This is a genomic window from Streptomyces radicis, assembly GCF_003626575.1.
GTDB classification, from domain to species: domain Bacteria; phylum Actinomycetota; class Actinomycetes; order Streptomycetales; family Streptomycetaceae; genus Streptomyces; species Streptomyces radicis.
Genome location: NZ_RBDY01000039.1, coordinates 23369 through 49066 on the forward strand (window position 1 = coordinate 23369; position 25698 = coordinate 49066).

General features: G+C 70.8%; 20 protein-coding genes. 6 read left to right on the forward strand and 14 right to left on the reverse strand.

Annotated features, from left to right (window positions below; translation table 11 throughout):
• The first annotated feature begins 55 nt into the window (after nucleotides 1-55).
• The 4 genes from D7318_RS29350 to D7318_RS29365 all read left to right on the forward strand — a co-directional run bounded on the left by D7318_RS29350 (nucleotide 56) and on the right by D7318_RS29365 (nucleotide 5425).
• Nucleotides 56-1327 carry an HRDC domain-containing protein gene (locus tag D7318_RS29350; RefSeq protein WP_120700279.1) on the forward strand — a complete coding sequence of 424 codons (1272 nt, stop codon included), beginning with the start codon at nucleotides 56-58 and terminating at the stop codon, nucleotides 1325-1327.
• 146 nt (nucleotides 1328-1473) lie between these two features.
• Nucleotides 1474-2688, forward strand: a complete 1215-nt coding sequence (locus D7318_RS29355) for a thiolase family protein (RefSeq protein WP_120700280.1) — start codon at nucleotides 1474-1476, stop codon at nucleotides 2686-2688.
• On the forward strand, nucleotides 2685-4814 hold the full coding sequence (locus D7318_RS29360) for a 3-hydroxyacyl-CoA dehydrogenase NAD-binding domain-containing protein (protein ID WP_120700281.1): 2130 nt from the start codon (nucleotides 2685-2687) through the stop codon (nucleotides 4812-4814). Before D7318_RS29355 ends, D7318_RS29360 begins: the two co-directional genes overlap by 4 nt.
• A gap of 200 nt (nucleotides 4815-5014) precedes the next feature.
• Entirely contained in the window at nucleotides 5015-5425 is a 411-nt protein-coding gene (locus D7318_RS29365; RefSeq protein ID WP_120700282.1) for a VOC family protein, read from the forward strand.
• 90 nt (nucleotides 5426-5515) lie between these two features.
• Here D7318_RS29365 and dxs read toward each other — a convergent pair whose 3' ends face one another.
• The 9 genes from dxs to acnA form a co-directional block, all read right to left on the reverse strand.
• A complete protein-coding gene (dxs, locus tag D7318_RS29370; protein ID WP_120700283.1) occupies nucleotides 5516-7423 on the reverse strand; it encodes a 1-deoxy-D-xylulose-5-phosphate synthase in 1908 nt (635 codons plus the stop codon).
• Nucleotides 7424-7570: 147 nt separating this feature from the next.
• Nucleotides 7571-8854 (reverse strand): sugar ABC transporter permease, encoded by a 1284-nt coding sequence (locus tag D7318_RS29375; protein ID WP_408055555.1) that lies wholly within the window; start codon nucleotides 8852-8854, stop codon nucleotides 7571-7573.
• Nucleotides 8851-9684 carry an ATP-binding cassette domain-containing protein gene (locus D7318_RS29380; RefSeq protein WP_230424212.1) on the reverse strand — a complete coding sequence of 278 codons (834 nt, stop codon included), beginning with the start codon at nucleotides 9682-9684 and terminating at the stop codon, nucleotides 8851-8853. The genes D7318_RS29375 and D7318_RS29380 overlap by 4 nt, the downstream gene beginning before the upstream one ends.
• Before the next feature lie 80 nt (nucleotides 9685-9764).
• Nucleotides 9765-10868: a sugar ABC transporter substrate-binding protein gene (locus D7318_RS29385; RefSeq protein WP_120700284.1), complete on the reverse strand. Its 1104-nt coding sequence runs from the start codon at nucleotides 10866-10868 to the stop codon at nucleotides 9765-9767.
• A 232-nt stretch (nucleotides 10869-11100) separates the two neighbouring features.
• A complete protein-coding gene (locus D7318_RS29390) occupies nucleotides 11101-12297 on the reverse strand; it encodes an ROK family transcriptional regulator (RefSeq protein WP_113685981.1) in 1197 nt (398 codons plus the stop codon).
• A gap of 273 nt (nucleotides 12298-12570) precedes the next feature.
• The gene (locus D7318_RS29395) at nucleotides 12571-13443 is read right to left on the reverse strand and encodes a carbohydrate ABC transporter permease (RefSeq protein WP_120700285.1); all 873 of its coding nucleotides are present in this window, start codon (nucleotides 13441-13443) and stop codon (nucleotides 12571-12573) included.
• Between the two features lie 26 nt (nucleotides 13444-13469).
• Nucleotides 13470-14495: a carbohydrate ABC transporter permease gene (locus tag D7318_RS29400; protein WP_120700286.1), complete on the reverse strand. Its 1026-nt coding sequence runs from the start codon at nucleotides 14493-14495 to the stop codon at nucleotides 13470-13472.
• A gap of 29 nt (nucleotides 14496-14524) precedes the next feature.
• On the reverse strand, nucleotides 14525-15943 hold the full coding sequence (gene ngcE, locus D7318_RS29405) for an N-acetylglucosamine/diacetylchitobiose ABC transporter substrate-binding protein (RefSeq protein WP_120700287.1): 1419 nt from the start codon (nucleotides 15941-15943) through the stop codon (nucleotides 14525-14527).
• A gap of 225 nt (nucleotides 15944-16168) precedes the next feature.
• Nucleotides 16169-18889, reverse strand: a complete 2721-nt coding sequence (gene acnA / locus D7318_RS29410; protein ID WP_120700288.1) for an aconitate hydratase AcnA — start codon at nucleotides 18887-18889, stop codon at nucleotides 16169-16171.
• A gap of 288 nt (nucleotides 18890-19177) precedes the next feature.
• On the opposite strand from acnA, the gene D7318_RS29415 reads away from it, so the two are divergent.
• Entirely contained in the window at nucleotides 19178-20707 is a 1530-nt protein-coding gene (locus D7318_RS29415) for a helix-turn-helix domain-containing protein (protein WP_120700289.1), read from the forward strand.
• Nucleotides 20708-20871: 164 nt separating this feature from the next.
• Here D7318_RS29415 and D7318_RS29420 read toward each other — a convergent pair whose 3' ends face one another.
• Genes D7318_RS29420 through D7318_RS29430 form a run of 3 tightly spaced genes read right to left on the reverse strand, consistent with a single transcriptional unit; the run spans nucleotide 20872 to nucleotide 22793 of the window.
• Nucleotides 20872-21726: a MauE/DoxX family redox-associated membrane protein gene (locus D7318_RS29420; protein ID WP_230424215.1), complete on the reverse strand. Its 855-nt coding sequence runs from the start codon at nucleotides 21724-21726 to the stop codon at nucleotides 20872-20874.
• 13 nt (nucleotides 21727-21739) lie between these two features.
• Nucleotides 21740-22348: a cell wall protein gene (locus tag D7318_RS29425; protein ID WP_120700290.1), complete on the reverse strand. Its 609-nt coding sequence runs from the start codon at nucleotides 22346-22348 to the stop codon at nucleotides 21740-21742.
• Nucleotides 22349-22367: 19 nt separating this feature from the next.
• Nucleotides 22368-22793: an RlpA-like double-psi beta-barrel domain-containing protein gene (locus D7318_RS29430; RefSeq protein ID WP_113685961.1), complete on the reverse strand. Its 426-nt coding sequence runs from the start codon at nucleotides 22791-22793 to the stop codon at nucleotides 22368-22370.
• A gap of 213 nt (nucleotides 22794-23006) precedes the next feature.
• On the opposite strand from D7318_RS29430, the gene D7318_RS29435 reads away from it, so the two are divergent.
• A complete protein-coding gene (locus tag D7318_RS29435; protein WP_120700291.1) occupies nucleotides 23007-23279 on the forward strand; it encodes a hypothetical protein in 273 nt (90 codons plus the stop codon).
• A 91-nt stretch (nucleotides 23280-23370) separates the two neighbouring features.
• Here the strand turns inward: D7318_RS29435 and D7318_RS29440 are convergent, their stop codons facing one another.
• The gene (locus tag D7318_RS29440) at nucleotides 23371-24204 is read right to left on the reverse strand and encodes a GNAT family N-acetyltransferase (RefSeq protein ID WP_120700292.1); all 834 of its coding nucleotides are present in this window, start codon (nucleotides 24202-24204) and stop codon (nucleotides 23371-23373) included.
• Nucleotides 24205-24383: 179 nt separating this feature from the next.
• A complete protein-coding gene (locus D7318_RS29445) occupies nucleotides 24384-25640 on the reverse strand; it encodes an Nramp family divalent metal transporter (protein ID WP_230424216.1) in 1257 nt (418 codons plus the stop codon).
• Between the last annotated feature and the right edge of the window lie 58 nt (nucleotides 25641-25698).

The window sequence follows — 25698 nt, forward strand, 5'->3', positions numbered from 1 at the left end:
TGACCCCGACATCACCCCAGGTCACATGTGTGAGCCCAACAGTTACCCTTGACAGGTGACCGACGCCCAGCAAACCGCCGAAGCAGTCACCGGAGTCGTTACCCCCGAGCCGTCGGGTCCGGCGCCGGTCCCCCTGCTGGCTCCGCGGGAGGGCGTACCGCCGGTCACCGCGGACGTCGAGACGCTCCAGGCCGTGGTCGAGGCGTTCGCCGCGGGGCGGGGCCCGGTCGCGGTCGACGCGGAGCGCGCCTCGGGCTACCGGTACGGGCAGCGGGCGTATCTGGTGCAGCTGAGACGCGAGGGGGCGGGGACGGCGCTGATCGATCCCGTCGCCTGCCCCGACCTGTCGGCGCTCGGGCGGGTGCTGGCCGACGCGGAGTGGGTGCTGCACGCGGCCACCCAGGATCTGCCGTGCCTGCGGGACATAGGCATGCTGCCGACCCGGCTGTTCGACACCGAGCTGGCCGGGCGGCTCGCCGGGTTCGCGCGGGTCGGGCTCGGCGTGATGGTGGAGACGGTGCTGGGGTTCAGCCTGGAGAAAGGTCACTCCGCCGTCGACTGGTCGAGCCGCCCGCTCCCCGAGCCGTGGCTGCGCTATGCCGCGCTCGACGTGGAGCTGCTGGTCGACCTGAGGAACGCCCTGGAGGACGAGCTGGCCAGGCAGGGCAAGCTCGAGTGGGCCCTCGAGGAGTTCGCGGCGATCGTCGCCGCTCCCCCGCCGCCGCCGCGCAAGGACCCGTGGCGCCGCACGTCGGGGGTGCACAAGGTGCGCCGCCGCCGCCAGCTCGCGGTGGTCAGGGAGCTGTGGGCCGCCAGGGACGAGGTGGCGAGGAAGCGCGATCTCTCGCCAGGCAAGGTGCTCTCGGACGCGGCGATCATCGCCGCCGCGCAGGCGTCGCCCCACGACTGGCGGACGCTCGCGACGCTGCACGGCTTCGGCCACCGGATGGGCCGCCGCCAGCTCCAGCACTGGCAGTCGGCCGTCGACCGGGCCAAGGCGCTCCCCGAGGCCGAGCTGCCGCAGCCGGGGCAGCCCGCCAGCGGGCCGCCGCCGCCCCGGGCGTGGGCGGAGAAGGACCCGGCCGCCGCGGCGCGGCTTTCCGCGGCCAGGTCGACGGTGACGTCACGCGCCGAGGAGCTGAGCCTCCCCCAGGAGAACCTTCTGGCACCCGACGTGGTGCGGCGGCTGTGCTGGGAGCCGCCGGCCGAGCCCGCGCCCGACGCGGTGGCCGAGGCGCTGCGCGGCCTCGGGGCCAGGGAGTGGCAGATCGCGCAGACGGCCGAGCCGCTCGCCACGGCCCTGCGGGCCGACGCCGAAGGGGTCTGATCCGGGCGGGCGTTCCGGCGCCGCCCCTCGCGGCCTCCCCCGGGGCCTCCTCCCCCGTCTCCTCGGCCGTCTCCCCTTGCGACCGGGTTACCGGCGGGTAGCATGGGTCGTGGACCGCATCTGTCTCGGCGTGGAGGAGAAGCATCGTGCCGCGTACCGTCAGGGAGGTCGTCTTCGTCGACGGCGTCCGCACCCCGTTCGGCAAGGCGGGGCCGAAGGGGATCTATCACGAGACCCGCGCCGATGACCTGGTCATCAAGTGCATCCGCGAGCTGCTGCGCCGCAATCCGCAGCTGCCGCCTGACCGCGTGGACGACGTGGCCGTGGCGGCCACCACGCAGATCGGGGACCAGGGGCTGACCCTGGGCAGGACGGCGGCGATCCTCGCCGGGCTGCCGGAGAGCGTTCCCGGATATTCCATCGACCGCATGTGCGCCGGGGCGTTGACCGCCGTCACGACGGCGGCGGGCGGGATCGCGTTCGGCGCCGGGGACGTGGTGATCGCGGGCGGCGTCGAGCACATGGGCCGCCACCCGATGGGCGAGGGCGTCGACCCCAACCCCCGCTTCGTCTCCGAGAAGCTGGTGGACGAGTCCGCGCTCTTCATGGGGATGACGGCCGAGAATCTGCACGACCGCTTCCCCCACCTCACGCGGGAGCGGGCCGACGCCTACGCGCTGCGCAGCCAGGAGAAGGCGGCCAAGGCGTACGCCGACGCGCGGATCCAGCCCGACCTGGTGCCGATCGCGGTCCGGCGCACCAGCCCCGAGGGCGGCGAGACCGGGTGGGGCCTGGCGACCGCGGACGAGCCGATGCGCCCCGGCACCACGCTCGAGGGGCTGGCCGGGCTGAAGACGCCGTTCCGGCCGCACGGCCGGGTCACCGCGGGGAATTCCGCGGGGCTGAACGACGGGGCCACGGCCTCGGTCATCGCGGACAGCGCGGTGGCGGCCGAGCTTGGCCTCCCGGCGAAGATGCGCCTTGTGACCTACGCGTTCGCGGGGGTCGAGCCCGAGGTGATGGGCTACGGCCCGGTGCCCGCCACGGAGAAGGCGCTGGCCAGGGCGGGTCTTTCGATCGGCGACATCGGCCTGTTCGAGATCAACGAGGCGTTCGCCATCCAGGTGTTGGCGTTCCTCGACCACTACGGGATCGCGGACGACGACCCCCGGGTGAACCAGTACGGCGGCGCGATCGCCTACGGCCACCCGCTGGCGTCCTCGGGGGTGCGGCTGATGACGCAGCTCGCCCGGCAGTTCGAGGACCAGCCGCACGTCCGCTACGGCCTGACGACGATGTGCGTGGGCTTCGGCATGGGCGCCACCGTCATCTGGGAGAACCCCCACTGGGAGGGCAAGTGAGCAGCGCGGCTGAGCTGTTGAAGGGGGCCGCCGAGCGGTTCCCGTCCGAGGTCGTCACCGAGGCGCGGGTGCGGCATCTCGATCTGCCGGACGGGGGTGGGCGGTTCGCGCTGATCACCCTGGACAACGGCTTCGACCACACCAAGCCGACGACGTTCGGGCCGCGTTCGCTGGTGAGCCTCGACGAGGCGATCGACCAGGTCGCCGCCGAGGCGGACCGAGGCGAGATCGTCGGGGTCGGCCTCACCGGCAAGCCCTTCGTGTTCGCGGTGGGCGCCGACCTCAAGGGCGTCGAGGTCATCGAGAAGCGCGACGAGGCGCTGGCCATCGGCGTGGGCGGGCACGACGTCTTCAGGCGGCTCGCCGGGCTCGCGGTGCCCACGTTCACCTTCTACAACGGCGCGGCCATGGGCGGCGGCGTCGAGGTGGGGCTGCACTGCACCTATCGCACGGTCTCGGCGTCGGCCGCGGCGTTCGCGCTGCCCGAGGTGTTCCTCGGCCTGGTGCCGGGCTGGGGCGGCTGCACGCTGCTGCCCAACCTGATCGGCGCGGACCGCGCGGTGACGGTCATCATCGAGAACGCCCTGAGCCAGAACCGCATGGTGAAGGGCCCCCAGGTCTACGAGCTGGGGATCGCGGACGCCATCTTCGAGGCGGCCGACTTCCTCGAGCAGTCGCTGCGGTGGGCGTCGGCCGTGCTGCGCGGCGAGTTGGAGGTGGTCAGGCAGCCGCCCGACCGGGGCGAGGCGTGGGACCAGGCCATCGCCCGTGGCCGTTCGATCGCGGACGAGAAGGTGCATGGCGCCGCGCCCGCGGCGTACCGGGCGCTCGACATCATCTCATCGGCGCGCGACGGCGACCTGCGCGAGGGCTTCGCCGCGGAGGACCGGGCGCTCGCCGACCTGATCATGGGCGACGAGCTGCGCAGCGGCCTGTACGCCTTCGACCTCGTGCAGCGCAGGGCCAAGCGGCCCGCGGGCGCGCCCGACACGTCGCTGGCCCGCCCGGTGACCAAGGTCGGCATCGTGGGCGCGGGGCTGATGGCCTCGCAGCTGGCGCTGCTGTTCGCGCGGCGCCTCGACGTGCCCGTCGTGCTCACCGACATCGACCAGGAGCGCGTCGACAAGGGCGTGCGCTGGGTCCATGAGCAGATCGACATGCTGCTGCTCAAGGGCCGCGTCGGCCAGGACAAGGCGAACCGCCTGAAGGCCGCGGTGACCGGCTCGCTCGACCGGGCGGCGGCGTTCGGCGACGCGGACTTCGTGATCGAGGCGGTCTTCGAGGAGCTGGCCGTCAAGCGGCAGGTGTTCGGCGAGCTCGAGGGGATCGTTCCCGAGCACGCCATCCTGGCGACCAACACCTCCTCGCTCTCCGTCTCGGCGATGGCCGAGGGCCTCGCCCACCCCGAGCGGGTGATCGGCTTCCACTTCTTCAACCCCGTGGCGGTGCTGCCGCTGCTCGAGATCGTGCGGGGCACCGCGACCGACGACGCGGCGCTCGCCACGGCGTTCGGGGTGGCCAAGAAGCTGAAGAAGTCGGCGGTGCTGGTCAAGGACGCCCCGGCGTTCGTGGTGAACCGAGTGCTGACCCGCTTCATGGGCGAGGTGCTGAGCTCGATCGACGAGGGCACCCCCGTCGAGGTCGCCGACCGGGCGCTGGCGCCGCTCGGGCTGCCGATGACGCCGATCGTGCTGCTCGACCTGGTCGGCCCTGCCGTGGCGCACCATGTGGCGGGCACGCTGCACGAGGCGTACCCGGACCGCTTCTCCGTCTCGGCGAACCTCGGCCGGGTCGTCGCGGCGGGCAAGCGCGCGCTGTACGTCCACGACTCGGGCAAGCCTGAGCTCGACCCCGAGGTGGCCGCGCTGTTCGAGGTCGGCTCGACGGTGCTGTCCGAGGAGCAGGTCAGGGCCAGGGCGCTCGACGCGATCGCGGAGGAGATCGGCCTGATGCTGGACGAGGGCGTGGTGGCCGACGCGAGGGACATCGACCTGTGCCTGATCAGCGGCGCGGGCTGGCCGTTCCACCTGGGCGGGATCACGCCCTACCTGGACCGCGAGGGGATCGCGCAACGGGTGCGCGGGAAGCGCTTCCTGACCCAGGGCGTGGCCAGCGTCCCCGGGTGATCGCGCGGACGTGACGGTGCGGGGTGCCCCGCTCGCCCTCGGGCGAGTGGGGCGCTCCCATGTCTCCATGTCTTCATGTCTTCACCTCTCCCCGGCTTCGAGAAGTCACGGCTCGGGGAGCGATGAGTTCGGCGGGGGGCGGGGGTCTATCGATGTGACGGCCGCACACGGAGCCGGATCAACGAGAGGACACGACCCGCATGTCGACCAAGATCTTCGTCAATCTTCCGGTGAAGTACCTGGAGCGCTCCAAGGAGTTCTTCACCAAGCTCGGCTATTCCTTCGATCCGCAGTTCAGCGACGAGAACGCCAGGTGTCTGGTGATCAGCGACAACATTTACGCGATGCTGCTGGTCGAGCCGTTCTTCAAGACGTTCACCCACAGGCAGATCGCGGATTCCTCGGTGAGCGTCGAGGCGATTCTCACGCTGAGCGCCGACAGCCGCGAGCAGGTCGACGAGCTGGTGGACCGGGCGCTGGCGTCGGGCGGGTCGCCCGCGGCGGAGACGCAGGACCACGGCTACATGTACGGCCGCAGCTTCCTCGACCCCGACGGGCACCACTGGGAGGTCATGTGGATGGACATGTCGGCGGCGCAGGAGCAGGGCTGAGCGGCGGCGGCCCGGGGACGGGCCGGCGCCGCAACGGGGGGCGGGAGGTGCGCGGGCACGCCGCGACCCTCCCGCCGGGCGCCGGCCCTGTCAGTCGCTGGTGAGATGGGCGGTGTCGTAACGACCGTCGATGCGCGCCACCAGGCCGGTGACCTGGCGGGCGATGTCGGGGGCCGTGAGGCCGATCTCGGCCAGGATCTCCTCGCGGGTGGCATGGGGGATGAAGCGCGGCGGGATGCCGAAGTCCCGCAGGGGGACGTCCACTTCGGCGTCGCGCAGGGCCTGCGCGACGGCCGAGCCGACGCCGCCCGCGCGGCTGTTGTCCTCGACGGTGACCACGACGCGGTGCTCGGCGGCGAGCTTGGGCAGCTCGGCGTCCACCGGCAGGACCCAGCGGGGGTCCACGACGGTCGTGGTGATGCCCTGGCGGTCGAGCAGCTCGGCCGCCTCGAGGCAGAGCGGGGCGAGCGCGCCCACGGAGACCAGCAGCACGTCGGGCTGCTCGGCGCCCGCCTCGCGCAGCACGTCCATGCCGCCCACCGTGCCGACGGAGGGGACGGTGACGCCGACCTTGCCCTTGGAGTACCGCACGACGGTGGGGGCGTCCTCGACCTCGACGGCCTCGCGCAGCTGGGCGCGCAGCTGCTCGGCGTCGCGGGGCGCGGCGAGGCGCAGCCCGGGGACGCACTGGAGGATCGACATGTCCCACATGCCGTGGTGCGAGGCGCCGTCGGGCCCGGTGATGCCCGCGCGGTCGAGCACAAACGTCACTCCACAGCGGTGCAGGGCGACATCCATCAGCAGCTGGTCGAAGGCGCGGTTGAGGAACGTGGCGTAGACGGCGAAGACCGGGTGCAGCCCGCCGGTGGCGAGGCCCGCGGCGGAGACGGCGCCGTGCTGCTCGGCGATGCCGACGTCGTAGACCCGGTCGGGGAACTCCTCGGCGAAGGACTGGAGTCCGACGGGGCGGAGCATGGCGGCGGTGATGGCGACGATGTCCTCGCGCTCGCGGCCGAGCTTGAGGATCTCCTCGCCGAAGACGGACGTCCAGTCGGCGCGTGACTCGGAGACGGGCAGCCCGGTGTCGGGGTGGATGACGCCCACCGAGTGGAACTGGTCGGCCTCGTCCTCGCGCGCGGGCCGGTAGCCGCGGCCCTTCTCGGTGAGGCAGTGGACGATGACCGGGCCGCCGAAGCGCTTGGCGCGCTGGAGGGCGGACTCCAGGGCCTGGATGTCGTGGCCGTCGATGGGGCCGACGTACTTGAGGCCGAGGTCCTCGAACATGCCCTGGGGGGCGATGGCGTCCTTGAGCCCCTTCTTGGCGCCGTGCAGCGTGCCGTAGAGGGGGCGGCCGACGACGGGGGTCCTGTTGAGCATCTGCTTGCCGCGGGCCAGGAAGCGCTCGTACCCGTCGGTGGTGCGCAGGGTGGCCAGGTGGTTGGCCAGCCCTCCGATGGTCGGCGAGTAGGAGCGCTCGTTGTCGTTGACGACGATGACCAGGGGGCGGTCCTTGCCCGCGGCGATGTTGTTCATCGCCTCCCACGCCATGCCGCCGGTGAGCGCGCCGTCGCCGGTGACGGCCACCACGTGGTCGTCGACGCCGCGCAGTTGGTTGGCCTTGGCGAGGCCGTCGGCCCAGCCGAGGACGGTGGAGGCGTGGCTGTTCTCGATCACGTCGTGCTCGGACTCGGCGCGCGAGGGGTAGCCGGCGAGCCCGCCCCTGGAGCGCAGCGCGGAGAAGTCCTTGCGCCCCGTCAGGAGCTTGTGGACGTAGGACTGGTGTCCGGTGTCCCACAGGATGCGGTCGCGGGGTGAGTCGAAGACGCGGTGCAGGGCGATCGTCAGCTCGACGACGCCGAGGTTGGGGCCGAGGTGCCCCCCGGTCCGCGAGACCGCGTCGATGAGGAAGGAGCGGATGTCCCCGGCCAGCTCGGTCAGTTGATCGGGGGTGAGCCGGTCGAGATCGCGCGGTCCCTGGATACGGGTGAGCAGCGGCACCGTTCCTCCTTGCGTTCGGGGCTCATGGCGGCTGTTCGACGAGTTTAGTGTTCCGGGTGGAACGCCCAGGGTCCCAGGTTGCGAGATACGTCACCAGCGGTCGACGGCCTGGGCCGCATGACGCAGCCCAGGCCGGTCACTGACCGGTCATGTTCGCCCGGCGGTTCGTTGGGTTCGCCGGGAGACCGAGTCGAGCACCACCGCGATCAGGAGGACGGCGCCTGTGATCATGTACTGGATCTCGGCGGACATGTTCATCAGGTTCAGGCCCGAGGTGATCGACTGGATCACCAGCGTGCCCAGCAGGGCCGACCAGATCCAGCCGCGCCCGCCGAAGAGGCTCGTCCCGCCGATGACGGCGGCGGCGATGACGTTCATCAGCAGGTTGCCCGAGCCCAGGCTCTTGGATGCGCCACCGCCCTGTCCCGCGAGGAACAGGCCGCCGAACGCCGCGAGGGCGCCGGCGATGGTGAAGACCGTGAGCCGGACGCGGGCGACGTTGATGCCCGCGCGGCGGGCCGCCTCGGCGTTGCCGCCGACCGCGAAGATCTGCCGCCCGTAGGTGGTGCGGCGGACCATGAAGTCGGCGAGCAGCAGCACGGCGAGGAAGAGCACGAGCGCGAGCGGCAGTCCGCGGTGCTGGTTGAGCGTGTAGGCCGTGACGAACGAGATCAACGCCACCAGCCCGCCGCGGATCAGGATCTCGGTGAGCGGCCGGGCGGCCAACTGGGCCTCGGCGCGGCGGCGTTCGTGGCGCCAGGACAGCAGGACATACCCCGCGGTGATCAGCGCGGCCAGCGTGTAGGCGGCCGAGATGTCGCTGAAGTAGAAGTCCGTGAAGTCCCTCACCCAGCTGTCGCGCGGGATGTTGATGGTGCCTTCCTCGCCCATCACCCAGATCTGCACGCCGCTCCAGCCGAGGAACCCGGCCAGGGTGACGACGAACGCGGGCACCCCGACCTTGGCGAAGAACACCCCGTGGACGGTGCCGACGGCGGCGCCCGCGGCGATCGCGAGCAGGATCGACACGACGTCGTCGACGCCGTGGGTCACGGAGAGCACCGCCCAGATGGCGGCGGACAGGCCCGCCACCGAGCCGATCGACAGGTCGATCTCGCCGAGCAGCAGGACCAGCACGATGCCGACGGCCATGATGCCGGGGCCCGCGATGTAGACGGAGATGTTGGACAGGTTGCGCGGGGTCATGAACGTGCCGGTCTGGGCCTCGAAGACGATCGCGATGATGATCAGTCCGATCACCACGGGGATCGAGCCGAGCTCGCCGCCACGGATCCTGCGGCGGAAGTCCTCGACGTAGCCCATCAGTCCGCGCTCGCGGACGAGCAGCCTGGGGTCGGGCGCGAGCTGCTCGCCCGGCGCCTGGGGCTGTGCGTCGGCGTCGCTCACGACGTCCTTCTGTGTGTCGCTCACGGGGCCTCCTCCGGCGCGTCCGCGGTGGTGTCCTCCGCGTCGGCCGCGGGGGTCGCCTGGGCGGGGACCGCGCGGCTCCTGCGGCGGGAGACGGCGTTGTCGGCCGCTCCGGTGATCGCGGCGATGATCTCCTCGCCCGACGTGGTGGCCACGGGGAAGACGCCGTTGTTGCGGCCGAGGCGCAGCACGGCGACCCGGTCGGCCACCGCCTGGACGTCGGCCATGTTGTGGCTGATCAGGATGAGCGCGAGGCCGCGGCCCCTGAGGCGCTCGACCAGGTCGAGCACCTGCGCGGTCTGCTCGACGCCGAGCGCGGCGGTGGGCTCGTCGAGGATGACGACCTCGGGCGAGCCGATCAGCGCGCGGGCGATCGCGACGACCTGGCGCTGGCCGCCGGAGAGCGAGGCGACGGGGATGCGGACGCTGGGGATCCTGATGGACAGGGTGTCGAGCAGGTCGCGGGCGCGGCGCTCCATGGTGACCGGGTCGAGGACGCCGCGGCGGCGGATCTCGTTGCCCAGGTAGAGGTTGGCGACGACGTCCAGGTTGTCGCACAGGGCGAGGTCCTGGTACACGGTCGCGATGCCGAGGTCCTGGGCGTCGTGGGGGCGGGCGATCCTGACGGGCTTGCCCTTCCAGTGGATCGTCCCGGAGTCGATGGGGTGGACCCCGGCGATCGTCTTGACCAGGGTGGACTTCCCGGCTCCGTTGTCGCCCACCAGGGCGGTGACCTCGCCGGGGCGGATCTCCAGATCGACGTCCGTGAGCGCCTGCACGGCGCCGAAACGCTTGGAGACGCCGCTCAGCGAGAGAACGGGTGCGGCGGTCAACCGAACCTCCTTACAAGGAATGGCCCCCGGGGCCGTCCGTCATGGGCGAGGGACGGCTCCGGGGGAAGGTGTGCGGCGAATCAGCTGAGGCCGGCTTCCTGGCACGCCTGGGCGTAGTCGGCGGTGCAGATCTGCTCGACCGTGTAGAACTCGTCCGCGATGACGGTGTCGGCGATGTTGTCCGCGGTGACGGCGACCGGGTCGAGCAGCGTGCTGGGGATGCCCTCGTTGGTCGGGCTGTCCACGCTGTCGGGGGTCAGGTCGGCGAAGTCCTCGCCGCGCAGCAGGGCGACGGCCACCTCGGCGGTGGTCTCGGCCTGCGGGCGGAGCGCCTTGTAGATGGTGAAGGTCTGCTCGCCGCTGACGATGCGCTGGAGGCCCGCGAGCTCGGCGTCCTGGCCGCCGACCGGGAGCCCGGTGATACCGGCGGAGTTCAGGGCGGTGATCACACCGGCGGCCATGCCGTCGTTGGCCACGTAGACGCCGTCGAAGCCGTCGGCCCCGAGGGAGTCGATCGCCGCGGTCATCTCCTCGTTGGCGATGCCGCCGTCCCACTCCTCGACGTCCTGCTCGAAGACGATGTCGGCGGCGCCGTCGAGCACCGAGTGGGCGCCGGACTTGAACATCCCGGCGTTGGGGTCGGTGGGCGCCCCGTTGATCATGACGACGCGGGGGTCGGTCACACCGCCGAGCGAGTCGACGAGGGTCTGCCCCTGGAGCTCGCCGACGCGCTCGTTGTCGTAGCTGATGTACGCCTCGACGTTGCCCTCGGCGAGCCGGTCGTAGGCAATGACGGGAACGCCCTCGGCCTCGGCGTCGGCCACCCAGTCCGCGGTGGCCGCGGAGTCCACCGCGTCCAGGATGATCACGTCGACGCCCTGGGTGAGCAGCGCGTCGAACTGCTGCTTCTGGGCGTTGGTGTCGTTGCCCGCGTTGGAGTACTGGACCTCGCAGTCGGCGCAGAGCTCTTGGATCTTGGCCTCGATGTACGGGCGGTCGAACGTCTCGTACCGCGTCGTCACGTCATCGGGCAGCAGCAGACCGATGCTGCCGCCGCTCTCGCCGTTTCCCTCTCCCTCGTTCCCGTTGTCGTCCCCGCCACCGGCCTCACCACAGGCGGCGAGGGCCACCGCCAGAGCTATGGATGTGGCTCCCATGGCGACAAGTCGCAGTTTTTGACGCATAGTTCGGCTCTGCCTCCCGGTAGGACCGCCGCTTCGCGGCCGTGGGTCGGCGACGAGCTAACTCCGCTCGCTTCTTGGCGTCAATACATAAATCCAGATTCAACCAAATCGATACCTTCTCTTACAGCTGAAGAGAAGAATCGCCGAATCGTTATCGGGGCCTAAAAGCGGGCGGTTGACTGTGGGGTCATGAGCGGTTGCTTCCCGTTCTGCGCGTTTACTTCTTGACCGTTCAACGAGCGGAGGACGCGGCGCCGCGGGCCGGGCCGAGGAGCATCCCGTCGCCCATCTCGCGCAGCACCAGGGCGAGCGCGCCGAGGACCTCGGCCCGGCCGCCGAGGGCGCCGGGGACGAGGGAGAGCTGGCGGGCCGCGCTCGGTATGGCGTAGCGGGAGACCGACTCGCGGATCGGGGTCAGGGCGATCTCGCCCGCCTCGGCGAGGTCGCCGCCGAGGACGACCCGGCTGGGATTGAGCAGGTTGCACAGCTGGGCGACGCCGGTGCCGATGTGGCGGCCGATGTCGGCGATCACGCGGCGGCAGCCGGGGTCGCCGTCGCGCGCGAGCTGGACCACGCGCTGCATCGTGAGGTCGGGTCCGTGGCTGGCGAGCAGCAGCGGGAGGACGTGGCGGGCGGCGGTGAACGTCTCGAGGCAGCCTCGGTTGCCGCAGCGGCACACGGGCCCCGACTCGTCCAGGGTGATGTGCCCTATCTCGCCCGCGGTGCCGCCGGGGCCCCGGTAGATCTGGCCGTTGATCACGAGGCCCGCGCCGACGCCGCTCGCCACCTTGATGTAGGCGAGGTCGCCCGCGCCCCGGCCGCTGCCCCACACGAACTCGCCGAGCGCGCCGAGGTTCGCGTCGTTGTCGACATGGACCCGCACGCCGGTCCGCGCGGCCAGCTCCTCGCGTGGGTTGGTCCCGCGCCAGCCCGGCAGTATGGCCGTCGAGCCGAGCGCCCCCGTCTCCACGTCGATGGGCCCCGGCACGCCGAGGCCGATCCCGATGATCTTGGCGCGGTCGACCCCGGCCACCGTGAGCAGCCTGCCGACCAGCTTCTCGGCGCGGTCGAAGCCCTGGTCGGCCGACGCGTCCACGTCGAACGGCTCGGCCTCCTCGGCGAGCACCTGGTGGGCGAGGTTCCCGACGGCGACGCGCAGGTGGCTGTGGCCGAAGTCCACGCCCACCACGATGCCCGCGTCGCTCGACAGCGAGACGCTGCGCGCGCGCCGCCCGCCGGCCGAGGTCGTGCGGACCTCGACCGTTCCGAGCTCCTTCAACTCCCGAACGATGTTGGACACCGTCGCCGCGGACAGCCCCGTGCCGCGGGCTATGTCCGCCTGGGTCAGCGACCCCGCGGCGCGCACGGCCCGCACGACGCGCTCCAGGTTGGCCCGGTGCAGCGAGGACTGCGACCCTGGAGTCTCCACGGCTCCCTCCACTTCCGTCGCGCTCTTTCCACCGCTGCCGGGCGGGCACCACGATGGGCCCGCCGACCGTCCCGACAGCGATGGGAGACGGCGCCGGGCCCACTATATGAACTGAAGAGCTGCGGGGGGAGAACAGCCGGGAAACCGCTTGCACGCGATCAGGGTGCGCCGGCACGCGAGCGCCGGCGCCCGTTCACGCCTGTCCGCGCCTGGTCGGTGCCCGTCGGTGACGGTGCTGTGGTCGCGTCGCGGCCGTGGGGCGTGAGGGGCGCGTCACCGCACGGCTCCCGCGGTGAGACCGCTCTGGACCTGGCGTTGGAAGGTCACATAGACGACGAGGACCGGCAGCATCGCCATGGTCACGCCCGCGTAGAGCGCGCCCCAGTCGCCCTCGTAGCCCTGCTGGACCATGAGCGCGGCCAGCCCCTGGGGCAGCACGGCGTCGTCGGGGGAGCCGACGTTGAGCACGCGGGGCAGCACGAACTGGTTCCACTGGCCGAGGAAGTTGAAGATCCCGATGCTGATGAGCCCTGGCCTGGCCATCGGCATCATGATCTGGAAGAACGTCCTGGTGTGCGAGGCGCCGTCGAGTGTCGCCGCTTCCTGAACGCCGGTGGGCAGCGTTCGGAAGAAGGCGACAAGGAAGAAGATGGTGAACGGAAGCGAATAGGCGATATAGACGACGATGAGTCCCTGGCGGGTGTTCAGCAGCCCGAAATTGTTGAGGATGAAGAACAGCGGCACCAGGGCGAGGAAGACCGGGAACATCATCCCGCCCACGAACAGCGTGTGGATGACCCGGTTTCCCCGGAAGCTGAAACGGGCCAGCACATAGGCCGCCATCGAGCCGAGAAGCATCGTCCCGGTCAGCGAACCGGCGAGGACGATCAGCGAGTTGAGGGTGTACCGGCCGATGTCCGCGTTGGTCCAGGCGTTGGTGAAGTTGTCCCACTCGAAGCCCGTGGGCAGGCCGAACGGCTCGGAGACCAGGTCGGAGTGGGGCCTGATGCTCGAGATCACCACCCAGACCAGGGGCGCGGCGGCCATGAACACCCACACCACAAGGAAGGAATGCGCGAAGACGTTGAGCACGCCGCCGGTCCTGTCGCCGGACGCGCCCTGCTTCTGCTCGCTCGTGTCGCTCATGTGGAAGACTCCCCGATCATGGGTGCTCAGAACTCGATCCGATCCCGTCGGCCCAGGCGCATCATCAGCACCGAGAAGACCAGGGTCACAAGGAAGAGGACGACGCCGATCGCCGTGGCATAGCCGGCCTGGGCGTCCCTGATGGCCTTCTCGTAGAGATAGCTCGGGATGACGTCCATGCCGTGCTCCGGCACCATGATGTTGACCAGCGCGAAGGCGTCGAGGGCCTGGATCCCCATGTAGATCCAGCCCGTTCTGATGGTCTCCCAGGTGAGCGGGAAGGTGATCCGGAAGAACGTGGTGGCCCGCCCGGCGCCGTCCAGCAGGGACGCCTCGTAGATCTCCCTGGGGATCGCGCTCATCGCGGCCGAGAACAGCACGACGTAGAAGCCGACGAACGACCAGCACAGCACCGCGAGGACGCACCAGATGGCCAGGTCGCCGCCGAGCCAGTCCTCCTGGCGCCAGGAGTCGAGGCCGACGACGCCGAGGCCCTCGTTGAGCGCGCCGCTGCGCGGGCTGTAGATGCGCGCCCAGATGACGGCGACGATCGCGATGGACAGCACCTGGGGGAAGAAGTAGACGATCTTGTAGAAGCTGGAGCCGAACACCCCGGAGATCGCCTGGTTCTTGCGGTGCCTGCCCCCGGCGTTGAGCATGAACGCGAAGAACAGGCCGAGCGCCAGCGTGATCAGCGGGGCGAGCACGAGCAGCAGCACGCTGTTGCCCAGGGCCTCGCGGAACTTGTCGTCGTTCCAGAGGCGTTCGTAGTTGTCGAACCCCGTGAAGTTGTAGGTCGCCGAGTTCCCCGACCAGTCGGTCAGCGAGTAGAAGAAGGCCTGGACGAACGGCGAGATCACGAAGAGCGCGTAGATCAGCAGCGGCGCGGCGAGGAACCACGATATGAACCGGTACTGGTCGAGCTTTCTGTACCGCCGGTCGTACCGCACCCGCTCCGGGGTGAAGCGGGGCGGCAGGAAGAACGCCACCGCAAGCAGTGTGGTGCTCGCGGGCGGGCTCGCGCCCGTCCGCTCTCTCTGGTGGGCTTCCATACCGCCCCTCCCCCGGGTCACCCCGGCCCTCAGACGTGCTGGAACTTCTGGATCGAGTCGTCCTGCGCCGTGGCGTCCGCCGCCTGCTGACAGCGGTTGATCGCCTCGTCGGGCTCGATGTCGCCGGCCATCATCGCGGCGATGGCGCCGCCGATCTCCTCGTTGTTGAGCTGCCGGTACCAGTCGGGCAGCCGCGGGAGGAGGAGGTTGTCGCCCGCGGCGGCCAGCACCTCGGAGGCGCTGGTGAGCCCGGGGGGCAGGTCCATGCCGTCGGAGGCGCCGCGCACGGCGGTGAGGGAGGAGACCAGGCTGGTGAAGTTCCTGGCGGACTCCCGGCCCAGCATGATCCGGAGGAACTCGAGCCCGCCCGGCGCGTTGGGCGCCTGCGCCGGGACGAAGAACGGCTCGCTGCCGCTGGCCCACAGCGTCTCGAACGGCATCGCGTCGGAGGAGTCCAGGCTGGTGGGCGGGCCCACGGCCATCCTGAAGTCGTCGGGCGTGTTCTCGCGCGACTCGTTCTCGACCCATGAACCATTGGGTATGAACAGCGCGTTGTACTGGTTCCACTCGTCCTGGGACTCCTCGTGGCTGAGTCCCGGGCTGCCCTGGAGGACGAAGCCGCGCGCGGTCAGCTCGTGGTACGCCTCGAAGGCGGCGCGCACGGCGTCGTGGCGCCAGGCGTTGGGCTCCAGGTTGTCGATGGCGCGCAGGACGTCGGCGCCGCCGATCTTGCCGATGAAGGGGTAGAGCGTGAAGTTGAAGTAGTACGGGTACTGGCCCGCGTAGGTCCAGCCCGCGATGCCCTGCTGCCTGGCCTTCTCGCAGACCGCGATCATCTCGTCCCAGGTGCGCGGATATTCGACCTCGAGGCGGTCGAGCGCCGTCTGGGAGTACCACTGGCCGTAGACGGTGTACGCGTAGTTGAGGCGCCACATCGTCTCGCTGCCGAACTGGCCCATCTCGATGACGCCCGGCATGAGCGTGTCGCGCACGGTCACGTCGGGGTCGTCGAGCGAGGGCGCGTCGAGCAGCTCGGTCAGGTCGTACACCTGGTCGTTGCGGATCAGGGCGGCGATGTCCATCGCCTCGGCGCCGGAGTTGTTGATGACGTCGGGCGGGTCGCCCTGCACCATGCGCGGCTGGAGCCTCGACTGGATCTCCTGCGTCTTCGAGTGCTCGACGGAGCCGTAGCTGCCGGAGTAGATCTCCTCGGCGTCCAGGGCGTACTGGTCGCCGAACCCGCCGTCGAAGATGACGACTTCGAGCTCGGCGTCGGCGTTGACCCCGAAGGGGTTGTTCTCGGTGGCCTCGCCGCGCTCGACCTCTTCGTTGTCGCCGCCACCGCTCGCACAGGAGGTGAGCGCGCCGACGGCCGGGAGGGAGAGGAGGCCCGCGGCGGCGGATCTCCGCATGAGAGTGCGGCGGTTGAGGTACGGACCGGAATGCATGTGCGCGTCCTCGCCTTCTGAGGGATACGGGCGGTGGATGGCCGCCGGATCCCCGACAGGTATAGTCCACTCGTCGCGGGCGGGGAAGATCACGGACCAGGAACGCGAAGAGACTTTCCCGAGTTGAGATCTGGACGACACACGGGGCGCACGACGCACGTCCGCCCCGGGCGTCGTGCGCCCGGGGCGGATCCGTGGTCTCTCACCACACGCCGACGGCGTGGGTCACCCGCGCAGCAGCGAGCGCAGGACGTACTGCATGATGCCGCCGTTGCGGTAGTAGTCCGCCTCGCCAGGGGTGTCGATGCGGACCGTGGCGTCGAACTCCACGCCCGTGTCGGTGGTCACCTTGACGGTCTCGGGGACGCCGCCGTCGTTGAGCGCGGTGACCCCGGCGATCGAGAACGTCTCGTCGCCGGTGAGGCCGAAGTCGGCGGCGCGCTGCCCGGCCGGGTACTGGAGCGGCAGGACGCCCATGCCGATGAGGTTCGAGCGGTGGATGCGCTCGTAGGACTCGGCGATCACGGCGCGGACGCCAAGCAGCGCGGTGCCCTTGGCGGCCCAGTCGCGCGAGGAGCCCGAGCCGTACTCCTTGCCCGCCAGGACGACCAGCGGGATGCCTGCCTCCTGGTAGTGCTGGGAGGCGTCGTAGATGAACGACACCGGCGCGTCGTCCCGCGTGAAGTCCCTGGTGTAGCCGCCCTCGGTGCCGGGCGCGATCTGGTTGCGCAGCCGGATGTTGGCGAACGTGCCGCGGATCATGACCTCGTGGTTCCCGCGGCGGGAGCCGTAGGAGTTGAAGTCGCGCCGCTCCACGCCGTGCTCGGTGAGGTAGCGGCCCGCGGGGGTGTCGGCCTTGATGGCGCCGGCGGGCGAGATGTGGTCGGTGGTGACCGAGTCGCCGAGCTTGGCCAGCACCCTGGCGCCCTCGATGTCGGTCACCGGGACCGGGTCGGGGGTCATGCCGTCGAAGTACGGGGGCTTGCGGACGTAGGTGGACTCCGGGTCCCACTCGAAGACCGAACCGGTCGGGATCGGCAGGGAGTTCCACTGGGCGTCGCCCGCGAAGACGTCGGCGTAGCTCTGCCCGAACATCTCCTGGCCGATGGCCGAGGCGACGACGTCCTCGATCTCCTGCTCGGTGGGCCAGATGTCCCGCAGGTAGACCGGCTTGCCGTCCTGGTCGGCGCCGAGCGGCTCGGCGGTGATGTCCACCTTCATCGAGCCCGCGAGGGCGTAGGCGACGACGAGCGGCGGGGAGGCCAGGTAGTTCATCTTGACGTCGGGGTTGATGCGGCCCTCGAAGTTCCGGTTGCCGGAGAGGACGGAGACGACGGCGAGGTCGTTCTCGTTGACCGCCTGGGAGATCTCGTCGGGCAAGGGCCCGGAGTTGCCGATGCAGGTGGTGCAGCCGTAGCCGACGAGATTGAACCCCAGCTTGTCGAGGTACGGGGTCAGGCCCGCGCGGTCGTAGTAGTCCATGACGACCTTGGAGCCGGGCGCCAGCGTGGTCTTGACCCACGGCTTGCGGCTCAGGCCACGCTCGACGGCCTTCTTGGCCAGCAGCGCGGCGCCGACCATGACCGAGGGGTTGGAGGTGTTGGTGCACGAGGTGATCGCGGCGACGGTGACGGCGCCGTGGTCGAGCTCGAACGTCGCGCCCTCGGGCGTCGTGACGGTGACCTGACGCGTGGGCACGCCGTTGCTCACGGCGGGGGCGTCGGACGCGGGGAAGGACTCCTTGCCCGCCTCGTCCAGGTCGTTGTCCTGGACGTAGGCGCGGACGTCCTCGGTGAACCTGCGCGCGGCGTCGCTCAGCGCGATGCGGTCCTGGGGGCGCTTGGGGCCCGCGATGGAGGGGACGACGGTGGCGAGGTCGAGCTCGAGGTACTCCGAGAACTCCGGCTCGCGCGCCGGGTCGTGCCAGAGGCCCTGCGCCTTGGTGTACGCCTCGACGAGAGCGAGCTGCTGCTCGTCGCGGCCCGTGAGCCTCAGGTAGTTGACCGTCTCGGCGTCGATGGGGAAGATCGCGGCGGTCGAGCCGAACTCCGGCGACATGTTCCCGATCGTGGCGCGGTTGGCCAGCGGGACGGCGGCCACGCCGTCGCCGTAGAACTCCACGAACTTGCCGACCACACCGTGCTTGCGCAGCATCTCGGTGATGGTCAGCACCAGGTCGGTGGCGGTGGTGCCGGTGGGCAGCTCGCCCGTGAGCTTGAAGCCGACCACGCGCGGGATCAGCATGGAGACCGGCTGGCCGAGCATCGCGGCCTCGGCCTCGATCCCGCCGACGCCCCAGCCGAGGACGCCGAGGCCGTTGACCATCGTGGTGTGCGAGTCGGTGCCGACGAGGGTGTCGGGGTACGCCTGGCCGCCACGGACCATGACGGTGCGGGCCAGGTGCTCGATGTTGACCTGGTGGACGATGCCGGTGCCGGGCGGGACGACCTTGAACTCGTCGAACGCGGTCTGGCCCCACCGCAGGAACTGGTACCGCTCGCGGTTCCGCCCGTACTCCAGCTCGACATTCTGCTGGAACGCCTGCGCGGTACCGAACTTGTCGGCGATGACGGAGTGGTCGATGACCAGCTCGGCGGGGGCGAGGGGGTTGATGCGCGAGGCGTCGCCGCCCAGCTCCTGCACGGCTTCGCGCATGGTGGCGAGGTCCACGACACAGGGCACGCCGGTGAAGTCCTGCATGATGACGCGCGCCGGCGTGAACTGGATCTCCTGGCTCGGCTGCGCGCTCGCGTCCCAGCCGCCCAGGGCCCGGATGTGATCGGCCGTGATGTTCGCGCCGTCCTCGGTCCGCAGGAGGTTCTCCAGCAGGACCTTCAGGCTGTAGGGCAGTCGGGCAGAGCCCTCCACCTTGTCCAGCCGAAAGATCTCGTACGACTCGTCGCCCACCCGCAAGGTGCTGCGGGCGTCGAAGCTGTTCGCCGACACGACCGTCTCCTTCACCACACGAAGTCGCGCATGCGTGCGCAACCACCAGATATCTCGATGTCGAGATAATTCTAACCCATGCGGTGTGCGACCGCCGTGTGGCGGCGCGGTGGGGGTGGCGCGGGGTCGCGGTCGGGGCGCGCGGGCGGGGCGCGTGCCGCGACGGGCCGGGGCGCGAGGCTCGACCGGCCGGTGTGCGTGGTGCGACACGCCGACGCATCGGCGTGTCGTCACCCCAACGGCCCAACCCGTCGAGCCTCATCTCATATGTGAGATAAGCTCGGACACATGATCGACGACTACCTCGCCCGGATCGGACAGCTCATTCGGGACGCACGTCAACATCGTGGCTGGACCCAGGTCCAGCTGGCGGAAGCACTCGGGACCAGCCAGAGCGCGGTCAACCGCATCGAGCGGGGGAATCAGAACATCAGCCTTGAGATGATCGCCCGCATCGGCGAGGCCCTCGACAGCGAGATCGTCTCGCTGGGATACGCGGGGCCGATGCACTTGCGGGTGGTCGGGGGGCGCCGTCTGCACGGCAGCATCGACGTCAAGACAAGCAAGAACGCCTGTGTCGCCCTGCTCTGCGCCACCCTGCTGAACTCCGGGCGCACCGTGCTGCGCCGGGTCGCGCGGATCGAGGAGGTCTTCCGCATCCTGGAAGTCCTCAGCTCGATCGGCGTGCGCAGCCGGTGGATCAACGAGGGGGCCGACCTCGAGATCGTCACCCCCGCCGAGCTGAACCTCGACGCCATCGATCTGGAGGCGGCGCGGCGCACGCGCAGCATCATCATGTTCATGGGGCCGCTGCTGCACCGCATGGACCGGTTCAAGATCCCCTACGCGGGCGGTTGCGATCTGGGGACGCGCACGGTCGAGCCGCACATGATGGCGCTGCGGCGCTTCGGACTCGAGGTCACCGCGACCGAGGGCATGTACCACGCCACGGTGAACCGGCAGATCACGCCCGAGCGGCCCATCGTCCTGACCGAGCGCGGGGACACCGTGACGGAGAACGCCCTGCTGGCCGCCGCGCGGCACGACGGCGTCACCGTCATCAGGAACGCCTCGTCGAACTACATGGTCCAGGACCTCTGCTTCTTCCTCGAGCAGCTGGGCGTGCGGGTGGAGGGCGTGGGCACCACCACGTTGACCGTGCACGGCGTTCCCGAGATCGACCGGGACGTGGACTACTCCCCCTCGGAGGACCCGGTCGAGGCGATGAGCCTGATCGCGGCCGCGGTGGTCACCGAGTCGCAGCTCACGATCCGCCGGGTGCCCGTGGAGTTCCTCGAGATCGAGCTGGCCGTCCTCGAGGGCATGGGCCTCGACCACGACCTCGGCTCGGAGTACCCGGCGGACAACGGCCGCACGCGGCTGGCGGATCTCACCGTCAGGCCCTCCAAGCTGGAGGCGCCGATGGACAAGATCCACCCGATGCCGTTCCCCGGCCTCAACATCGACAACACCCCCTTCTTCGCGGCCATCGCCGCCTCGGCACACGGGTCGACGCTCATCCATGACTGGGTCTACGACAACCGCGCCATCTATCTGACCGATCTCAACCGGCTGGGTGGGCGGCTCCAGCTGCTCGACCCGCACCGGGTGCTGGTCGAGGGGCCGACCCGGTGGCGGGCGGCCGAGATGATGTGCCCACCGGCGCTGCGTCCCGCGGTGGTGGTGCTGCTGGCGATGATGGCGGCGGAGGGCACGTCCGTCCTGCGGAACGTGTATGTGATCAACCGAGGTTACGAGGATCTGGCCGAGCGGCTCAACTCCGTGGGGGCGCAGATCGAGACGTTCCGCAACATCTGAGACGGGGCGCGCGGGGCCCGGTGGGGGCGCGTGCGGGGGCGCGGATGCCGCGGCACGGACGCGGGGTGTGGTGTGGTGGACGCGGCGGGCGGAGGTCCGCCGCGTCCACCGTGCGCCGTCGTGGCGCGTTCGGTCGGCGCGTTCGGGGGTGGGGTGACGCCTGGTCAGGCGGTGACCGGGAGAACCTCCTCGGTCTCCTGGTCGACGACGCTCACCCGGATCGCCTGCCCCGCCGGGCGGTCCAGGTGGGCGGTGGCGTCCATGGCGAACAGCACGGAGACCGGCCGGTCCCCGCCCTCGGACCCGCGGGCGCCGGTGTAGTGCAGGAACCGCCAGCCGTCCTCGTCCCAGTGCTCGACCAGGCCGGACCTGATGAGCGGCGAGACCGTCTCCCACGCCAGGGAGCGCTCGAGCAGCTCGACCGAGGCGGCGACCGGGACGCGGTGCGGGCCCCCGGAACGGGCGTCGCGGGACAGGGGGTTGCCCAGGAGGCGCAGCCGCAGCCGCCGGAAGGCGACGGGCCCGCCGGACAGGTAGGCCAACGCGGTCGCGCCCGCGGCCAGCAGGGCCAACGCCGGGAGCGGCCGGTCGGCCAACGTGGACCACCAGGGCTCGTCGGCGCCGAGCGCGACGACCCCTCCCCCGGCGACGAAGCCCGCCCTGGCGAACGACCGCCATGTGACGGGCTGCGTGTCGTTCGCCGTGCAGCCGCAGGAGGACTCGGGGGCGACGGCCTTGGCCGCGCCGAGGTAGACCAGGAACGCCACCCCGATGAGCGCCGTGCCGACGGCCGGGGCGGTGGCCTCCGGGGCGGCCACCAGGGCGGCGGCGAGCGCGACTTCGGCCGCGCCCGAGGCCCGCAGCACGTGGGCCGCCCGGCGCGGGCCGCGCACCAGCCGGGGCAGCGCGGTCCTTCCGGCCTGGGCGAGCAGGCTTCTGCTGCGCAGCTTGGCCAGCCCGGTCCAGCCGAGCAGGCCCGCGAGGAGGAGCGGCGACACGGTGGCGATCAGCGAGAACATCCGCGCTCCCCCGTCAGTGGCCGACCGTGACGCGGACCAGGTCGATGGAGTTGTCCGCGGGGCGCCAGGCGCCGAGAACCTGCGCCGGCTGTCCGATGCGGAGGCGTGACAGGTCGGACGTCAGCGCGCCACCCGCGTAGGAGGCGGCCGTCTCGGGGATCGTTCGGGCGACCAACTCGTGGCCGCCGTGCGAAAGATGGAGGCGGTCGCGCTGGATGCCGCGGATGGTGGTGTAGAGGTTGACGATGTTGACCCAGACCGCGTCGGCGGCGATCGCGCCGTCCGGCATCTCGACTCCGCGCGCGTAGAGTCCGTCGCCGACCTCGATGGCGTCGGCGGTGGTGGGGCGAGCCTTCCAGACGCTGGTGGCGTTGGTCAGCTGGATCCGGTGCGTCTCGCCGCGGGAGCCCGCCACATGGAGAACGCTCCCCTTGACGGCGCCGATCCGGCCCTCGGCGAACGAGGTCCGCGTGACCGCCGGGTCGAGGGAGGGGGCGGGGGCGGCGAAGGCCGCGTCGGCGTCGAGGGCGCCGAGCGCGGAGGCGCCCACGATGGTGGCGCCTCCGAGGGCGGCGGAGGCCAGGAAGCTGCGGCGGGCGGGCGAGGTGCGTGTGGGGGTCATGGTGTCCGCTCCTGCCGTTTCACTCGGTGATGAGGACGGGCAGCACGCCCGAGTCGAGGCTGCCGATGGCCGTGAACGCCGCGGGCGTGAGGTCGAGCACGCGGTTGATCCGGCAGGAGCCGCCGCAGCAGCTCTGCTCGCCGCAGAAGCTGCGGGTGCGGGGGCCGCAGTCGGTGATGGTGATGCAGACGGTCGCGCCGGAGCACTGGTGGGTGACGTTCATCACCGAGCCGCAGCCGCGGCGCGGTATGCCGCCCTCGCCGCACAGGTCGGGCCGGGTGATGTCCCAGCACGCCTGCGACGCGTTGGGCCAGGCGCCGTGGTTGGCGGCGGAGGCGCAGTTGCCGCAGGCGCCGCCGCCCGCGGAGCCACAGGGGCCCCAGGCGGCGCCACAACAGAACCACGTGGTCTCACCCGCCCACAGCGCGTTCGAGGAACAGGCCATGTCGAATCTCCCTCACTCGTGACCGATGATGGCATGCACATGACATAGGGACGCCGAGGCGTGTGCATGACAGGGGCAACGTTGGACGCGCCCATAATCCTCGGTCGGCCGCATGGACACCAGAGGGCGTCCACAGGCCGCATGACTGGTGGTCATCCGGGGGATGACGATCAAAGGACCGGTAAACACCCGGCTGCGGTGAGGAGTTCCGTCATGGACCATGCGCTGGACAACAGGCTGGACAATCGGCTGGACAACAAGAGCCGTCGGCACACCCTCGTGCTGTTCGGCGTGACCTGTGTCCTGGCGGTGCTCGCGTCACCGCTCTTCGTGCTGTACGAGCTGCTCCTCGGCGCCCTGGGGCTCGTGGCCACCGGGGTGCTCGCCCGGCACCGCGAGGGCCCGGGAGCCAGGGCGGCCACCGTGGTCTTCGCCGGACTGCTCGCGGGCAGCCTGCCCTATCTGGCGCTGGCGCCCTTCGTGTGAGGCGGCGGCGCCCGGGCGCATGGGCGTCGGGTGCGCGCGTCCCTGACGGAGCGTCGGGAGAGCGGGGCGCCCGGAGACCGGCGCCCGCCGGTCAGGAGGGGTGCAGCGCCAGCCGGTCGAGGACGGGCCGGTACCCGATGCGGCGGTATATCTCGTTGCTCGTGGGGTTCGCGAGGTCGGTGAAGAGGACCACCTCGCGGGCCCCTTCCTCTTGTGCCCGCGCACTGATGGCGGCGGTGACCGCGGCGGCGTAGCCCCGACGCCGGTGCTCGGACGGGGTGTACACATAGGAGACGCGCACCGACCCGGCGACGCGGCGGGTGATGGAGGCGACGGAGACGGGCGCGCCCTCCTCGCGCTCCCAGAGCGCGAACCCCTCATGACTCAGCCGGTCGTCCACCAGCGCGGCGGTGTCGCCCGCGCTGCCCCCGGCCTCGCGGGTGAACGCCTCTCCCCAGGCGATCAGCAGCTCGCGGTCGGCCGGGGTGGCCGTCCTGACGCGCCCCGGGGGAGCCGGCTCGGGTGGCTCGAGGGCCTCGAGCCGATGGAGGCGTGAGGCGCGGCCCGCACGTATCTCCCCGGGCCAGGCGGCTGCGAACGCCGCGGCGTTCCGCTGGACCAGCTCCACGGCGTCCGGGCGGTCCTCGGCCCCGGCGATCAACTCGGCCAGGGGCGCCACCGCTTGGGCGGGCAGCGCGGTCAGGTGGAACGGGTGCGGCGGGGTACGCAGCAGCGCGCCCCCGACCGCGCCGCCCTCCCCCAGCCACCATCCGAACAACGGCGGCCCGCCGTAGAAGCGGAGGCCGCGCATACGGAGCGTGTCCAGCACGGTGAGCTGCACGGAGTGCTCGGCGGACCGAGCGTGGAGGAACGCCCCGGCGGCGGCCAGGAACACATCGAGATCACGGGTGACACTCCAGCTCATGCACCCCATCCTGCCTGGGAGTTGCGCCGCGAGGAAAGCAAGTTTTCGATTATCGCTCGAACGAGTGAATCGATCGGGCGGGCCTGGCGGATGGGCTTGCCGGTGCCGTATACCGGAGTGGAGTGATTACCCAGAGTGATGACGGAGGCGGGGTCATGGACGTGCAGCGGAGCAGCGGGTCACCAGGGCAGGTCGCGGATCTGTTCCACGCACAGGATGAGGAAGAGGATTCCCGACGCCAGCAGCATCACGTTGCTGATCGGTCCGTTGCGCCACTCCTTGGTGACGCGGCCGGTGTTGAGGAGCCAGAAGAGGGTGAGGGCGAGGAAGGGCATGAAGAACGCCCCGATGACGCCGTAGGTCAGGACCAGGCCGATCGGCTGGTCGAGCCACAGGAGGCCCATGGGCGGGAAGGTCAGCCACAGCAGGTACGCGCGGAACGGCCGGGAGGTCTCCCGCTCCTCGGGGGCCACGGCCCGATCGGGGCGGACATGGCCCACGAAGTCGGTGAAGAGCAGACTGACGCCGTGCCAGACGCCGATCACCGAGCTGAAGGAGGCGGCGAAGAAGCCGATGAGGAAGAGGTTGGCGGTGGCCGTGCCGAAGCGGTCCTCCAGGACCTCGCCCACGTCGAGCAGGCCCCGGTCGCCGCTGGCGAGGGCGATGTCGGCGGCGTTGAGCAGCTCGGCGCCGATCACCAGCATCGCCACGACGAACAGACCTGTGGTGGCGTAGGCGACGCGGTTGTCGAGGCGCATCATGGGTATCCACCGCGGGCCGGTCCAGCCCTTGGCGGTGACCCAGTAGCCATAGGCGGCCAGGGTGATCGTGCCCCCGACGCCGCCGATCAGGCCGAGGGTGTAGAGCACGGATCCGTCCGGAAGCACCGGCAGCAGACCGGCGCCCAGGGCCGCCGTGTCGGGGCCGACGCGGATGGCGATGCCGACCACCACGACGAACATCACGCCGACGAAGCCCATCATCAGCTTCTCGACGACCGCGTATCTGTTGAACCAGACGCAGACCAGGCCGAGCAGGCCGGAGATGATGCCCCAGGTGCGCAGCGAGGGGCCCTCGGGCCAGAGCGCGACCAGCGGCATGGCGCTGGCGGACATGGCCGTCGCGCCGTAGACGAAGCCCCACACCGCCACATAGATCGCGAAGTAGACCATCGTCCAGCGGCCCAGCGAGCGCCAGCCGTCGAAGATGGTGCTACCGGTGGCCAGATGCCAGCGGCCGGTCGCCTCGGCCATGGATATCTTGATCAGACAGCCCAGCACGGCGGCCCACACCAGCGTGTAGCCATAGCGCTCGCCCGCCACGGCGGTGGCCACCAGGTCGCCCGCGCCGACCCCCGTCGCGGCGACCACGAGTCCGGGGCCGATCAGACGCCACCGTGCCTTGGGGAGTTGAGCCTCTTCGCTCGCCTTGGTCATGACAGGCATCTTGCCCACAAAATCAGTCACCGAACAGAGTGGTGCGCGACCATACCGA